This is a genomic window from Acinetobacter sp. WCHAc060042 (assembly GCF_003231195.1).
Classification (GTDB): domain Bacteria; phylum Pseudomonadota; class Gammaproteobacteria; order Pseudomonadales; family Moraxellaceae; genus Acinetobacter.
The window spans coordinates 37,204-52,030 of record NZ_QKVN01000001.1 but is presented as its reverse complement, the minus strand read 5'-3'; the positions used below and the strand labels follow the sequence as shown (position 1 = coordinate 52,030).

General features: G+C 40.7%; 14 protein-coding genes. 10 read left to right on the top strand and 4 right to left on the bottom strand.

Translation table 11 applies throughout. The features are described from left to right. Nucleotides 1-77 precede the first annotated feature (77 nt). Complete coding sequence (gene rarD / locus DPG01_RS00215; RefSeq protein ID WP_110973799.1) at nucleotides 78-983, bottom strand: EamA family transporter RarD; 906 nt, start codon at nucleotides 981-983, stop codon at nucleotides 78-80. A 109-nt stretch (nucleotides 984-1,092) separates the two neighbouring features. On the opposite strand from rarD, the gene DPG01_RS00210 reads away from it, so the two are divergent. Then, nucleotides 1,093-1,554 carry an Lrp/AsnC family transcriptional regulator gene (locus DPG01_RS00210; protein ID WP_086208898.1) on the top strand — a complete coding sequence of 154 codons (462 nt, stop codon included), beginning with the start codon at nucleotides 1,093-1,095 and terminating at the stop codon, nucleotides 1,552-1,554. A gap of 280 nt (nucleotides 1,555-1,834) precedes the next feature. Here the strand turns inward: DPG01_RS00210 and DPG01_RS00200 are convergent, their stop codons facing one another. Beyond that, nucleotides 1,835-2,326, bottom strand: a complete 492-nt coding sequence (locus DPG01_RS00200; RefSeq protein ID WP_110973797.1) for a GNAT family N-acetyltransferase — start codon at nucleotides 2,324-2,326, stop codon at nucleotides 1,835-1,837. 77 nt (nucleotides 2,327-2,403) lie between these two features. Here DPG01_RS00200 and DPG01_RS00195 point away from each other — a divergent pair, with 77 nt between their 5' ends. Then, complete coding sequence (locus tag DPG01_RS00195; protein ID WP_171327314.1) at nucleotides 2,404-3,330, top strand: LysR family transcriptional regulator; 927 nt, start codon at nucleotides 2,404-2,406, stop codon at nucleotides 3,328-3,330. 52 nt (nucleotides 3,331-3,382) lie between these two features. Here the strand turns inward: DPG01_RS00195 and DPG01_RS00190 are convergent, their stop codons facing one another. Further along, nucleotides 3,383-4,150, bottom strand: coding sequence for an ABC transporter permease (locus tag DPG01_RS00190; RefSeq protein ID WP_110973795.1), 768 nt, complete (start codon nucleotides 4,148-4,150; stop codon nucleotides 3,383-3,385). A 108-nt stretch (nucleotides 4,151-4,258) separates the two neighbouring features. After that, entirely contained in the window at nucleotides 4,259-5,470 is a 1,212-nt protein-coding gene (locus DPG01_RS00185; protein WP_110973794.1) for a lactate oxidase, read from the bottom strand. A 348-nt stretch (nucleotides 5,471-5,818) separates the two neighbouring features. Between DPG01_RS00185 and DPG01_RS00180 the strand changes: the two genes are divergently transcribed. From DPG01_RS00180 to DPG01_RS00145, 8 genes are all read left to right on the top strand, one after another. Next, a complete protein-coding gene (locus DPG01_RS00180; RefSeq protein ID WP_110973793.1) occupies nucleotides 5,819-6,517 on the top strand; it encodes a hypothetical protein in 699 nt (232 codons plus the stop codon). A gap of 320 nt (nucleotides 6,518-6,837) precedes the next feature. After that, nucleotides 6,838-7,659: a hypothetical protein gene (locus tag DPG01_RS00175; protein WP_110973792.1), complete on the top strand. Its 822-nt coding sequence runs from the start codon at nucleotides 6,838-6,840 to the stop codon at nucleotides 7,657-7,659. Nucleotides 7,660-7,727: 68 nt separating this feature from the next. Next, nucleotides 7,728-9,380 (top strand): nitrite/sulfite reductase, encoded by a 1,653-nt coding sequence (locus DPG01_RS00170; RefSeq protein WP_110973791.1) that lies wholly within the window; start codon nucleotides 7,728-7,730, stop codon nucleotides 9,378-9,380. Then, complete coding sequence (locus tag DPG01_RS00165; protein WP_087528196.1) at nucleotides 9,380-9,799, top strand: CidA/LrgA family protein; 420 nt, start codon at nucleotides 9,380-9,382, stop codon at nucleotides 9,797-9,799. Before DPG01_RS00170 ends, DPG01_RS00165 begins: the two co-directional genes overlap by 1 nt. Next, on the top strand, nucleotides 9,792-10,502 hold the full coding sequence (locus tag DPG01_RS00160) for an LrgB family protein (RefSeq protein ID WP_110973790.1): 711 nt from the start codon (nucleotides 9,792-9,794) through the stop codon (nucleotides 10,500-10,502). The genes DPG01_RS00165 and DPG01_RS00160 overlap by 8 nt, the downstream gene beginning before the upstream one ends. A 20-nt stretch (nucleotides 10,503-10,522) precedes the next feature. Next, entirely contained in the window at nucleotides 10,523-11,449 is a 927-nt protein-coding gene (locus tag DPG01_RS00155; RefSeq protein ID WP_110973789.1) for an HPP family protein, read from the top strand. Between the two features lie 237 nt (nucleotides 11,450-11,686). Further along, nucleotides 11,687-13,483 (top strand): sigma-54-dependent Fis family transcriptional regulator, encoded by a 1,797-nt coding sequence (locus DPG01_RS00150; protein WP_110973788.1) that lies wholly within the window; start codon nucleotides 11,687-11,689, stop codon nucleotides 13,481-13,483. 412 nt (nucleotides 13,484-13,895) lie between these two features. Continuing rightward, on the top strand, nucleotides 13,896-14,777 hold the full coding sequence (locus DPG01_RS00145) for a transporter (RefSeq protein WP_110973787.1): 882 nt from the start codon (nucleotides 13,896-13,898) through the stop codon (nucleotides 14,775-14,777). Nucleotides 14,778-14,827 lie beyond the last annotated feature (50 nt).

Here is a 14,827-nt window from a genome sequence, read left to right as displayed (position 1 = left end):
GTTCAATTTAGTTGTAGTCCCATTGCCCTCTAAACAGCTAAATTAAAGCTGTTTAGGACAACAATGGAATAAATGATTTAGACCACTAACTTACGGTTTCGTTTTAATTGCTGTAACCCTTCTAACATAAGCACACATACTGCGAGCCAAATGGCGATATAGGTTGGCCATTCTGCCAAAGTAATACTTTCTCCTAAGGCGATTGAAACGGCCACTAACAATACGGGTTCGACATAAACCAACAGTCCAAACAGACTTAAGTTTAAATGCGGGGCAGACAAGGACTGAAATGCCAAAGCCAGTGCACTGATTAATCCAAGTCCTGAAATGAGCCACAGCGTATGTGAACTTGCAGATAGGCTTTCTGTGACAATACTGCCTTGCATAATAAAGTATAGACAGACAGGAACACTCAGCATCATGTCAAACCAAAGTCCGCCTATATTATTCGTCTCCGTTTTTTGTCTGAGCCAAAAATAGATCGGATAACCCAAGCAAATCAGCAGAGTGGGCCAAGTCAGGGTTTGAGAAATGGCTAAGAGATTCAATATCCCCAGTACTGCAAAAACACAGGACAGTTGTTGAAAACGAGACATTCGCTCTTTAAACGCAATCCGACCCACAATCACCATGCTAATTGGCATCATAAAATAACCGAGTGAAACATCCAGTCCATAGCCATGACTGGGTGCCCACATAAACAGCCACAACTGAATCCCAATTAAAAACGAAGATAACACGCGTGTTAAAACGAAAAAGCGCTCTTGGTAGAAACGGCGATAAATCACAATCACCTGAGACCAATTGCCTTTTAGCCATATAAAAAGTGTCAAACAGGGAATGCTCAATACAATGCGCCAGCCGTAAATTTCTGTGCCTGACAAAGAGCCCAATAGTGAAGTATAGGCAAACATTAATGCAAATAGCACTGAGGCCGTGACATTTAAACTAATGCCAAGTGTTGTATTGGGATGCTGAGGCATAAAACGGGTCTTAAAACGCATGAATAAGTGATATTTTATTGCAGTCTTATTGATAAATTGGCTTATATTGTTTAGCTTAAATGAGAAATTTTCTCGTGGAATGCGCTTGATGCAATTAGATAAATTTGATTTCGCTTTATTGCAGCATTTGCAAAAAGATTGCCTCACGCCACTACGAGAATTGGCAGACTTGGTGCATTTATCAACCGCCTCAGTACAGCGTCGCATTCAAAAATTAAGAGACAGTGGTTATATTATTGGTAATAACGCAGTACTGGATCCAGACAAACTGGGGCAGGTGGTTACGATTTTTGTCGAGGTTCGTGTTAACCAAACTCATGTGACAGATCTTGACGTGTTAAAAGCGAGTTTTTCAATACCAGAAGTACAGCAGTGTTATTACGTAACAGGTGAGGCGGACTTTATGTTGGTACTTTTGGTGCCGAGTATGAGTCGCTTTCAAGCCTTATGTGATCAGCTTTTTCATCAAAATGCGAATGTACAGTGGTTTAAAACCACTGTTGTGTTAGAGCGTATCAAAGCGACATTAGACGTGCCTTTTCAGTCTTAAATGAAGGACAGCGCTGTATCACACAAAAGCATCAGTTTTATCTGATTTAAATATATTGCTTGATCTAGCATTCACCTAATAAAAGCTGATCGCAATTAATAACAAGCAGACTCCTACCCACAGACCTTCTGCTGAACGTTGGTAGGAATAGCAGATCAGACATAGAGTCAATACAATGGCCCCCCACAAATATGATTTGACGTTTGGTGTAAAAATGACAACAAAAACCAGCACGCTAATCAAGATGTTGGCAAGACGAATGAACCGAACTGGGTTCATGTCAAGCAAGCTCTAACTTCATCTCATACCATTGCATTCCTCCATGAGTCGAATCTGATTTTTGCAGGAGTTGAAAACCAAATTTCTCATACAATTTGAGATACTGTTCTTTACACATCAAATAGATTGCAGCTTTGTTCAGGCTTTTTGCTTTCTCAATAAAAGCGGTCATGAGTTTTGCCGAATAACCTCGTCCTTGAAATACAGGGTCAACAACGACAGACATGATGACAAGGTTCGTGCCAGAGGGTGTATGGCCTTTTAATTCTTTAAAGTGTTCATCAGACATTACGACTTTATCTGCACAGCCACTATTAATGAAACCGATAACATGACGTTCCACTTCTAAAACAATGAAACCTTCGGGATATTGTTCGGCTCGAATTTGAATTTTTGCTTGGCTTGCCGCCTCATCTGCTGAATATGCTGCAGACTCAATTTCGAAACAACGTGCAACATCAGTGAGTTGAACAGAACGAATAATTTCTTGCATAAGAAAAACTCGGATAATTTTGAAAATATTCTAAAGCATAAATTAAGTGTATATACTGCATTTTATTGCATTGAAAAATGAATAATATGCACTCTATACCTCATGCTTTTGATCTCAATTTACTCTTGGTTTTTCGCGCTTTGTATCAGCATAAAAGTGTAGCTAAGGCCGCTGAGTCTATTTATATCAGTGCTTCTGCCTTTAGCCATGCACTGAATAGATTGCGAGATGTGATGGAGGATCCTTTGTTTGTACGCATGAAAGGGGAAATGTTGCCAACCAAAAAAGCAGAGGAAATAGCGCCCTCCATTTTTGAAAGCTTAGCGCTCATCTCTCAGCAATTATTTCAAGTCGAACCATTTGATCCCCTTTCAAGTATGATGGAATTTGTGATTGGCACAACAGACTATACGGCTTTTTGTGTTCTGCCTTCTCTCATGAAAAGACTGAGTGTGATTGCTCCCAATATCAAAATAAGAATTATGTTTGAACAGCAAGAGGCGCTGTTTCAAAGTTTAGTCTTAGGGCATGTGGATGCAGTTATTGGCTATTCCGAGCAAGGTGAAATGAATCATTCGGCAATAGTAGAGCAGCTCTGTTTTTCAGATCGTTATGTTGTTGTTGCGCCTAAGCGATTGTACAGCACGATGCGACTTGAGGACTATGTGGAGGCAAAACATATTCGTGTGAGTGCATGGGGGGAACATCATGGAATTGTCGATCGGGTCTTAAAAACCATGGGTATTACACGACAAATTGCGCTGGAACTACCAAATATGATGGTTGCACCTTATATTTTGGAGTCTAGCACTCTCATCATGACCTTACCTAGTAAAGCTGTTGAACAATTCAGAACGATACATGAGATTGATGTTTTTGACTTGCCGATTAAGGTCCCCGATTATACTGTCAATCTTTATACTTTGGCCTCGCATCAAACGACTTCACCCCAAAGTTGGCTGAGTCAGATTTTATTGAATGTTTTTGAGCCTGCAAATATTTGATGCTGTCTCTAAAAAATAGACCACTGATCAAGACATTAATCAGATCAGTGTTTTATACATCCCGCATTTTAGTCAATAAAGAATCGGCGAGCCGATATAAAGCCATGATACTGACCCCATAAGCCGACATAATTAAAGGAATATTGGGCCTGACACCCGCAATGAAGCTATAACGAATGCAATCAACCAGATACGTTATTGGATTGAACGCATGGATCATCTGCCAATGGGGAGACAGCGCATCAATATCATAAAAAATCCCCGATGAGAAAAGTAAAGGCAAGAGGATAAAGTTTGGAATGACTGCCAGTTGGTCAAAGTCATCAATCAGAAAGTTACTGATTAAGCCACACAGTGAAAAGAATACTGCCGTAATGAAAAGGATCATAAATAGGAGTATGGGGTGCATTAGGCTTAGATCTGTAAGCGCCCATGCCATGAGACTACTTATCATTGCGACCATAAAAGCCCGCATTAAACTGCCCATCAAATAACCATGCACAATTAGATGATTAGACATGGGGCTGGTTAGTAGTTCTTCTAAGGTTTTCCTAAATTTAGCCCTAAAGAAGCTAAGGCTGACATTGTCATAACTACTGGTGATGACCCCCATCAGAATTAACCCCGGCACAATAAAGTGCAGAGAGTTAGCTTGATCTGCGCTATTGGCGAGTGGTGTAGCCAAATTATGAAAAATGAATAAATATAAAGTCAGCGTCAGTGCAGGAGCGAATAAGCTTTGCGGCCATATTCGCAGAAATCGACGAATTTCTTGAGTTGCCAAGGCATGCACGGCTACTAGGCGTTGATGTCCATTCATTGTTTAACTCGAAATTGAGTGAAATAGTTTATTTCAAGACTTATCACATAAGCATTTACCCAAGCAGTCAGCAGGGTTGCCAACACTTGGGTATAAAACCGTCAGTGTTTATTCAAAATCTTTGTCTGTATAGAGCTTGGTTTTTTTCACCGCTTCAATGTCTTTGGCACCACCGAGCATCATGTTAATGCGGAGTTCTTTATTGAACTGTTCCATCACTGAGTTGACGCCTTCAGCACCTCCCAGTTGTAGACCGTAGAGAATTGGGCGACCAATGGCAACCACATCAGCACCGCTGGCTAAGGCTTTAAACACATGTGAACCACGACGGACACCACTGTCAAAAACAATAGGAACACGCTTATTGACGACTTTGGCAATGCCCGGCAACACATCAAAAGAGGATGGACCACTATCTAACTGACGACCGCCGTGGTTAGATACCCAAATGGCATCGGCACCCGCACGAATGGCCATGTCAGCATCCTCAGGCGATTGAATCCCTTTGACAATCACAGGCAGACCGGTCAATTTTTTTACATATTGAATATCTGACGGGGTGAAGGCTTGTTTGGCTTGGGCATAAATTTCGCTAATACCAGCCCCTTTACCTGTCTTCGAGCCATCTTTATTTTGTTGAGCAAACAGTTCTAAATTTGCAAAGCCCAAGGGAAACTGGAAGTTGTTTTTAATGTCATCCTCACGGTAGCCACCGACAGGTGAGTCCACTGTTAAAATGATGGCTTTAGCGCCATGCTCTTTGGCACGCTTCAAGGTAAACTCATTGAACTTGTCATTTTTACTCATGTAAAGCTGAAAGAAGAAAGGGTTTTTTCCTGAAACTTGAGCCACTTCTTCAATGGTTTTATTGCCATAGGTGCTGAGTGAAAAAATAGAACCTGCTTTTGCCATACCTTTGGCAGTTGAAAGCTCACCATCGACATTGGCCAAACCCTGAGCAGCCATAGGAGCTTGAATAATCGGGGTTTTTAAGTCAATGCCCAAGAACTTGGTATTGAGGTTAATATCTTTTAGTTCAATGCCTTGCATAATACGTGGCATGATATATTTTTTGTCAAAAGCAGAAGTGTTACTTCGTAAGTTATTTTCATCTTCTGCACCGCCACGAATATAACCAAAAGCACCCGATTGCATTTGCGCTTTGGCTTGCGCTTCTAAAGACGCAATATTCACGATTTTAATCGGCTGATTCACGCTGCTGGCTTTATAGCTGGTCTCTGCTGCATTGCTGAAGCTGGTGGCAATCGAGATTGCCAATGTACTGATGGATAAGACAATTTTATGGTGCTTTGACTTCATTTCGATGTTCCTTCCTGATTCAAACATATAGATGATTGGACTAGAATGTGTTGGGAGATGACGTTATTTTTTATTTTTTAGGCGTTCAAAACAATAAGTAGGATAGGAAGAAGTGTCTCATCTATATGACGAATACAGCTTAAATGTACTTTACATATGGGTATAGTAATCGGGTCGTGTCAGCTCATTTACCCCATAGCAGCTTAATTTCAAAAATATATGCTATCTTCTAAATCGCAAATTGCGACGTGATCTAACATGAAATCAATTGTCTGCTATCAACGTTGTAGGGCTATTTAATTTGATGTGTCTTTCTAGATCATTCTTTTCTATTTTTTAGGTTCTAAAATGCAAAAAGTACGTTTTATGTGTGCATCAGTTATTGGTGCAGTATGTTTGCTGATATCCCTGTGTACGCAAGCAAAGCCCAATGCACCGCATATCACACTCATTTCTCAAGTGAATGGACCTTCTTATAAAACCGATTTAGCAATTCAGTCGCACTTACAAGCAGAGGGTTATCAAGTACAGATTCTTGATCAGAGCCAAGATCCTAAACAAATTAAAAATACAGATTTAGTGATTTTATCCTCAACTGTAGGTTCAAAAAATTTAAAATCTGGTTGGCGGTATCTGTCTATACCCTTGATGACATGGGAAAGTGATTATGTTGATGACCTTGCAATGACTGGGAATAGAACAGGAACGGATTTTGGTGAGGTAGAAAAAACACGCTATTTATGGCTGGTCAATGCACCACATGAGTTATCCGCTCAACTCCCCGCAGGTACAGCAAATGTATATAGCAAACAAGAAAGCATGAATTGGGGGAAACCTGGTTTAGGCGCAACGATTATTGCAACCGTTTATGGTGAACCTGAAAAAGTTGCTATTTGGGGCTATGAAAAAGGCGCAACCATGGATTATGAATCTTTAGCGCCAGCCAAAAGACTCATGTTTTTCCTGCATAATGATACATTTACTCTGTTGTCTAATGATGGTTTAAAGCTATTTGATCGTTCTGTTGAATGGCTACTCAAGCCTTAATCATCTGCAAGAGCAAGACACTGTAACAGTGTATAACTGCTAAATTTTGGATTCATACGACCAAGCGCCTTGATTTGGATGTGCACATACTGTAGTAGACTATATTTAGATAAAAGAGTCGTTAAAATTAGACCGCATCATCAGAGGGATTCTAAACTGAATTGTTTTTATGGTGCGTTTGGAAACTGAAGAATAAAACCAGAAAAAGACATCAATAAAATTCTGTTATAGTTTTTTACCGCCTTACTGTAGCTACTTACTTCCATCAAATCGGATGAAAATTTGTTTCAAGAAAGAATCACAATCTTGATGGTGGCCTAATGTTTGTAACACAGCAACTGAATACAATGTCTGAACTGATTGAAGGACAGGGATTTTCAGAAAAACTACAGCATGTGCTGGCTCAGCAATATCTAAACTTAGAAGCAACATTGCTACGTGCCAAAGTTTTACGTGATTTTGCAAGTTCAAAAGTTCAGTATATTGTGCAGTCCGCTATTCAAGCAGAACAAGCTAGCGCAGCGTTTTTATTTGCACCTTTTATCTTGGCGAATCTAAATCACCCTGTGATTTATAACAGCCCAGCCACACCATCTGTTCTTAATATCCTCAACCGTTACTATCAAGCTGAGCAAAGACAAAACTTAAAAATAGATGATGTGCTTGAGGCACTGAATCTTTATTTAGATTTAAGTGATACCAGTTTAGACGATGTCGATTTTTTCTATAGTTCATTGATCAAAGCACTCTGTCGAACCGATGTTTCACAGATTTTCTTGGTGACTGCACTGGCACTCAATACGCAAAAAATAGCGGAACTTGAGCAGTTTTTTAAAGTAAAAATTTACTATATTCGCATCCATCCGCAAGATAGCATTATCGACAGTCGTGACTGGAATATGCGTAAATTATTCTTTAAAAACAAAGATGAACAGTATGTTGCTTTATGTGAAAAATTTGCCACGCTGAATGCAGAATTATTGTTGAGCTACGGCAGTTATAGCCTACAGCAAGCGACTCAATTGATCGAAGATATGTTTTATGCCGAGCATATCTATGAAAAATTGTCGGTCTATGCCGAGTATATGCAGACCTGTTTACAACATGGTGTGTCACGCAATCAGGCAACTTTTTTAGCCTAATTGATAGTTTTGATACGCCCTCGAACACTGCTCCTTTTCATCTTTATGCATAGACATAGGTCACTCAGATGTTTTTATATACAGACTTTGATCAAAATTTATTAAATGAACGTGTCGCGCAATTTCGTGATCAAACCCAGCGTTATTTAGCGGGGAAACTGACCGAAGAAGAATACCGCCCATTACGTTTACAAAATGGTTTATATGTTCAGCGTTATGCCCCCATGCTACGTTTGGCAGTGCCTTATGGCTTAATGAACTCAGCACAACTGCGGAAGGTGGCCGAGGTTGCACAGAAGTATGATCGTGGCTATGCACATATTTCAACGCGTCAAAATATTCAACTGAATTGGCCGCAGCTTGAAGATGTGCCTGATATTTTGCAGGAACTTGCTACGGTACACATGCATTCTATTCAGACCAGTGGCAACTGTATTCGAAACACCACCACAGACCAATATGCAGGTGTCGTTGAAGGGGAGCTCACAGATCCGCGCCCGACCTGCGAATTGATTCGCCAGTGGAGTACTTTCCATCCTGAGTTTTCATTTCTTCCGCGCAAATTTAAAATTGCGGTTTGTGCACACCCTGAGCAAGACCGTGCTGCTACGACCTTTCATGATGTGGGCGTCTATGTGGTTGAGAATGAAGCAGGGGAGTTGGGCTATCAAATTAAAGTCGGTGGTGGGCTTGGACGTACACCTTTAGCGGGACATGTGATTAAGCCATTTTTAGCCCGTGAAGATTTAATTGCTTATTTAGATGCCATCATGCGTGTCTATAACCTGCATGGCCGCCGTGATAATAAATACAAAGCACGTATTAAAATTTTAGTGAAAGCCCTGACCCCAGCAGGTTTTGCTGAAAAAGTTGAAGCCGAGTTTGCACATACTCAAACACTACTCAAGGTTCAGCCCAGTGTCTTGGCGAAAATGGATGCGGTGTTTCAGCCATTTACCTATGAACCTTTAGAACAATACGATTTTGAGGCTTTGTTCCAGCAGTATCCGAAGTTTAAACACTGGTTCAATATCAATACCCATGCACATAAAGTCGCGGGCTACCGCATTGTTACGATCAGCTTGAAACGGGCAGGTGTGGCGCCAGGGGATATGACTTCCGATGAAATGCGCTTAATTGCAGATTTGGCTGACCAATATACTTTTGGTGAGCTGCGAACCACGCATGAGCAAAATATTGCCTTAACTGACGTACGCCAAAAGGATCTGTTTGAACTGTGGCAAGTCTTGGATCGTGGCAATTTGGCTCGTGCACATATTGGCTTCCTGACCGACATGATTTGCTGTCCGGGTGGCGACTTTTGCTCTTTGGCAAATGCCAAATCTATTCCAGTGTATGAAGCGATTGCTCGCCGTTTTGATGATTTGGATGCTTTATATCATTTAGGTAAGGTCGATCTGAATATTTCAGGCTGTATGAATGCATGTGGGCATCACCATGTTGGCAATATTGGTATTTTGGGCGTCGATAAAAAAGGCGCTGAATATTACCAAATTAGCTTAGGGGGTAACTCAGATCATGATGCATCCATTGGTGATATTTTAGGCCCCTCATTTCCCGCAGAAGATATTCCAGATGTGCTCGAAGAAATTTTAAATACTTATTTGGATTTGCGTTTGGAGCAAGAATCCTTTTTGGAAACTTATAAACGTGTCTCCATTCAGCCATTTAAACAACGGGCTTATGCGGACATCGGATGATGTTGGATGTCCAAACTCAGTTGAAGACGCTAAAAACCGCGAGCTACCAAATCATGGCTATTTTGGCCGTTTGGAGCGGTGCTTATGTCTTGCAAAAGCTGTTGAATCTGCCTGTTGCGTCGGGTGTGTTGGGCTTCTTTCTACTGTTGTTCTTACTCGAAATGAAGTGGTTGAAATTAGCCCACATTGAACGCGGTGCAGATCTATTATTGGCTGAACTGTTGCTATTTTTCATTCCACCTGTGGTCGGTGTGATTCAGTATCAGGATTTATTGATCGCCAGTGGTTGGAAAATTCTACTGGTGATTTTGATCAGTACCGCTTTGGTCATGCTGGTTTCGGTATATACCGTCGCTATGTGCTTAAAGCAAGACGACTCAAAACCAGAACAGACGATGCAGGAAAATCAAGATGACTGAGTTTTGGGGTGTTTTTTACTTGGCTTGGACCGTGCTGTGCTATGTCATGGCAAAGAGGCTCTTTGTTCGAACCCAAAAAATCTATTTGTCCCCGATTATTGTTGTGCCCATCTTGAGCATCGTACTGATTCTAATATTTCAGCACCAGTTCCAAGACTATTACCACTATACCCAGTACTTGGTGGCGATGCTTGGTCCAATTACGGTGGCTTTTGCTATTCCTGTTTTTCGTTATCGCCGTATGGTTCAGCAACATTTTAAAGTGTTGCTGTTCAGCTCCAGCCTCGCCATGTTGGTGGGTATTTTCAGCAGTTGGTTTTTGGCGAGTCTATTGGACTTTGATGACATCGTTAAAAATAGCTTGTTGGCGCGTTCCATTTCGATTCCTTTTGCTTTGGTGCTCACCGAAAAAGTGGGGGGATCCATCAGCTTGATTCCACTCTTTACTGTGATTACAGGTTTGGTAGGTATGTTGTTGGGAGATGTGCTGTTGTTATGGATGCGGTGCAAGAACAGAATTGCTTCAGGTACTGCACTGGGTAATGCTGCACATGCTATGGGTATTGCTCGGGCAAGACAGCGTCATGAATTAGACGGCGTCATTGCCAGCCTTTCCATGATTATTTCAGGAATAATCATGGTGCTTTTTGCTCCCAGCGTGATCGTACTGACGAGATACATTCTTGGCGCTATAGCGTTTTAAATCAAAATAAGGAACCGTAGATGAATCCGATGTCACAGGCAAAGACAACGTTAAGCTCCCAAAGCTATGTTATGGCTTTTCTCTTTATTTTGCTCATGGTGGTAGCGGCTTATGGACTGAATGATCGTGAAATCATTCTGCCTGAAATGGCAGCGATGGCCGTTGGACTGTGGGTCTATCGAGATAAACAGTGGCTGAATCAGCCAGATAAAATTTTTATTTTACCGAGTCTGACTGCTGTAATCGGGTTCTGTATTAATTTGATGTCGATTTCATATCTATTCAAACTGGTTTTGGTTCTCTGTGCCATGTTGTTGGTGATGCGGATGTTTAACTATATATTACCGCCCGCACTGGCCACGGGTTTCTTGCCGATTGTGACCCAAGCTTATGAACTATCGTTTTTGATTTCGATTTTTGTCACCAGTTTTATCCTGATGTTGGGTGTTGTGCTCTTTAAACTGAATCAGGGCATAGAGCGGAAAGGCAATTTTGATCGACGAAAAATAGGTGTGTATGCCAGTATTACTTTAATCGGTTTTGCACTCGCCGTTATTTTCAGGGTTGAAGCGATGGCACTGATTCCACCGATTACAGTGGTCGTGTATGAATCATTAAATATGATGATGTATTCGTTGAAAATGTGCCTTAAGCAGATTGCTGTGTTGACACTGTCGATTTCAATGGCCGTGCTTATGCAGTTTTGGATTCAAGATGGGATAATACTCACCCTTATATATATGCCCTTGATGTTTCTTTTACTCAAGCTCTTTGATATGCGCATTCCTGCGGTATATGCCTTTCCATTTTTGGTTTTTGTCTTTCCTCAAGACAGCGTGATGGCTTTACCTGTTGCCTCCTGTCTGATGGCGAGTTTTTCACTCGGCTGTGTTTATGTCTATCGCACCTATTTTCAAAATATGGGTATTGAGAAATCCTATACATAGCTTTATGGTGATGGAGTAGCTGAAGTTTTTTTCATCACTTCTGGTGCAGGAAAATTGGTTTAGTGTTGATTGAAAGTGATTAAAACTATAGCGGTATTCGTGTTTAAATTGAATGTATTTTACGGTACGGAATAGGCTTGCTTCTCAAACATCAAAATGAGTAGTAGATGTACATAAAAATACGTTCAAATCAGCACATGTAGGATTTAAAGAAACGGTTTAATTTGGGATATGCTCATGGATGGTTTATCTGAATTTTCTTGGCAAAATATTAAATACAATTTTTACACGACTGGTGTGCTTCCAGAGATTGTGGAGCGAGATTCACCGATTTTACAAGCGTGGGAAAGATCGAAAAAAGCGGGTTTAAGTCCTTTTTCTAAACTGACCTCGTTACATGATTTTCCTGTCGATCATCTGTCTTGTGAGGATGTCAGATTTGCTGCACTTGCTGAAGTCGTTTTAAACGATATTTGGCAGTTATTTGGACAGCAGGATGTTAGTGTTTTTTTAATTAATCAACAGCTTAAAATTATTGCCGAACGCCATAATCCAGACTTAGACGAGCAGTATCACTTTTTACGGACAGGTCGAGTGATTGATCCTTCTATATTTGGAGCAATTGCACCGACATGTAGTGTTTTGTCAAAACAGCCTATGATCATGACGGGACATCAGCATTATTTGGATGAATTTGCCAATTATTCTTGTGCGTCTGTGCCTATTTTTAATGGAGCAGGAGCAGTTTTAGGCGCTTTAGATATCACCTCACCGCAAGGGCTTTTGGCGAGCAATTGGCTTCGGCATTTACTCTATCAAAGTTATATTTTAGAAAATAAACTGATTCTTGCAGAACTCAAACCAAACCAACGTGTACTTTATTTCCAACATTCAAAAGACTTAATTGAAAATGCTTATACAGGCATGATCGTGCTGGATAATTATGGGCAAGTTGTGAAAGCTAATCAAATGGCGTTGAAATTACTCAACTGTTCGATTGAACTGTTATTAGGTCGCTGTATTTACGATTTCTTTTTAACAAAGACATTGAGTCAGCTTGAGACAACTGATTCATTTTTTATCCAAAGTCACGATCATGCATTTTTCTATGCAAAGTGGTATGTCTTGCATAGAGCCGAAAAAAGACAGACCAAACAAATCGCTATGCAGCAGGTGCTTGATCAGGCCCTAAGAGCTTTAAAAGCAGATATTCCAGTGCTGATTACAGGAGAAACGGGTACGGGTAAAGACCACTTTGCACAGCAGTTACATCAAAAGCTGGATGCTGACCTACCTTTTATTTCCATTAACTGTGGCGCGATTCCTGACCATTTATTAGAAGCAGAGCTGTTTGGTTATGAAGGCGGGGCATTTACGGGAGCAAAAAGGCAAGGTGAAAAAGGACTGATTGAACTGGCGGATCAAGGTATTTTGTTTCTCGATGAAATTGGTGATTTGCCCTTACATTTGCAAGTCAAAATTTTACGCGTCTTGCAAGACCAACAGTTTTATCGGGTTGGGGGACGAAAGCCGATTAAATCAGCATTTAAGTTATTATGTGCAACCCATCAAGACTTGAAAATGAAAATTGAACAGCAGACATTCCGTAGCGATTTATATTATCGGATCTGTGGTTTTCAAGTGCATCTGGAACCTTTGCGTTTACGACAAGATAAGCAAGCGATTTTCCATCGTATTTTACATCAGTTTGGCATCTCGCAATGGTCAGCTCAAGTCGAGCAGCAGTTTCAGACCTATACATGGGCGGGGAATATCCGTGAGCTTATTCACATTGTAAGGTTATCGGCTGCGTTTAATGAGGGCGATGTTTTGACACAGCTTTATTTGCCTGAGTCCTCGGATGGTGTTCAAACGGCGAATCAGTCTATGCTAGCAGTGGAAAATCCAAACTTAAATGCGATGACCAAACAGCTGGTCATGCAGGTATTAGATGAAGAAAATGGCAATATTGCACGCACGGCCAAGCGCTTAAATATTTCAAGAACAACGGTGTATAAATACATCAGCAGTTAGGTGTTATTACATAACTTAGCTTTGAGCTATCTAGCCCATATCTTTAGCTTTTACTGTTATTTAAACGCAATACTGTTTCGGACTTTGGGTCTAAGTTTCGTATACAGAGTACCAATTTACCTCAAGAGATTTTTTAAAATCTTAATTTACAGCAGGACTGTCCAGTAACTGGACAGTCCTTTTTTAGTATGTCTACTTTATGGACATGAGTAATTTTTACAAACACTCAAGTTGTTGATATTTATTGATTAAATTTATGGCATGCATTCTGCAATAACTCTACAACTCATACTCGGTCAAGCAGGACGCTTGATGATTTTTGACAAATGATCAATGCATTTAAAGGTCATTAAAACAAGCTCAAGAAAAGAGATGAGCCATTAAGGATAATTTGGATAAAAGGGAACATGTTATGCATTTTGGGAATAAAAATGCGGGATTACTCATACTTGGTGTTTTGTGCGCATCACAGAGTCATGCCATTGATGTGAATGTTGGGGATTATACAACCCTCCCGAGCGGAACCAATCTTGGGGTTTTTTATTATCAACATAGTGAAATGGATGGTTACTACCAAAAGGGTGATAAAACCCATGCTGATTCTCGCTCAGATATTGGTATTGCACGTTTCATTCATTACACCGACATCGCAGGTTTACGTGCAACGCCGCAAGTGGTTATTCCTTTTGGATCGGTGCGAAATACTCAAATTGGTGATGCAGATTTGAATAATGCATCGGGTTTTGCAGATCCGATTATAGCCTCTGCTTTTTGGTTGATTAATCAACCTGAACAAGGGGCTTCGGGTCGCTATCTCGCGGTAACTCCGTTTATTTATTTACCGCTTGGACAATACGATAAAAATGATGCCGTGAACCTAGGTGAAAACCGTTTTAAATATGATGTGCAGTTGGCTTGGGTACAACCGCTTTATGGCAAATGGGGCTTTGAGTTTTATCAAGATGCAATTTGGTATGGAGACAATGATAAAGCAGGCAGTGGCAATCAGACCCTGTCTCAAGACACCAGTTATCAAATACAGGTCAATTTACGTTATGACTTAAATGCCAAGCAGCGATTTGCCTTGGGATATGCAGCCAACTATGGCGGTGAACAATCTTTGGATGGCATTCAGCTCAATCAAAACATGGAAAAGCAACAGGCTCGATTTGAGTTCCAGCACATGATGAATGCCAAAACGCAATTGAGTGCACAGTTGGTTTCAGACACGCAGGTCGAAAGTGGGTTGAAGAAAGAGTTTGGACTAAACTTTCGACTTTTTTACATTTTTTAATTCAAAGCATGTTCGATGACAACACATCCATTGCTTCAGTTCTGCAACGA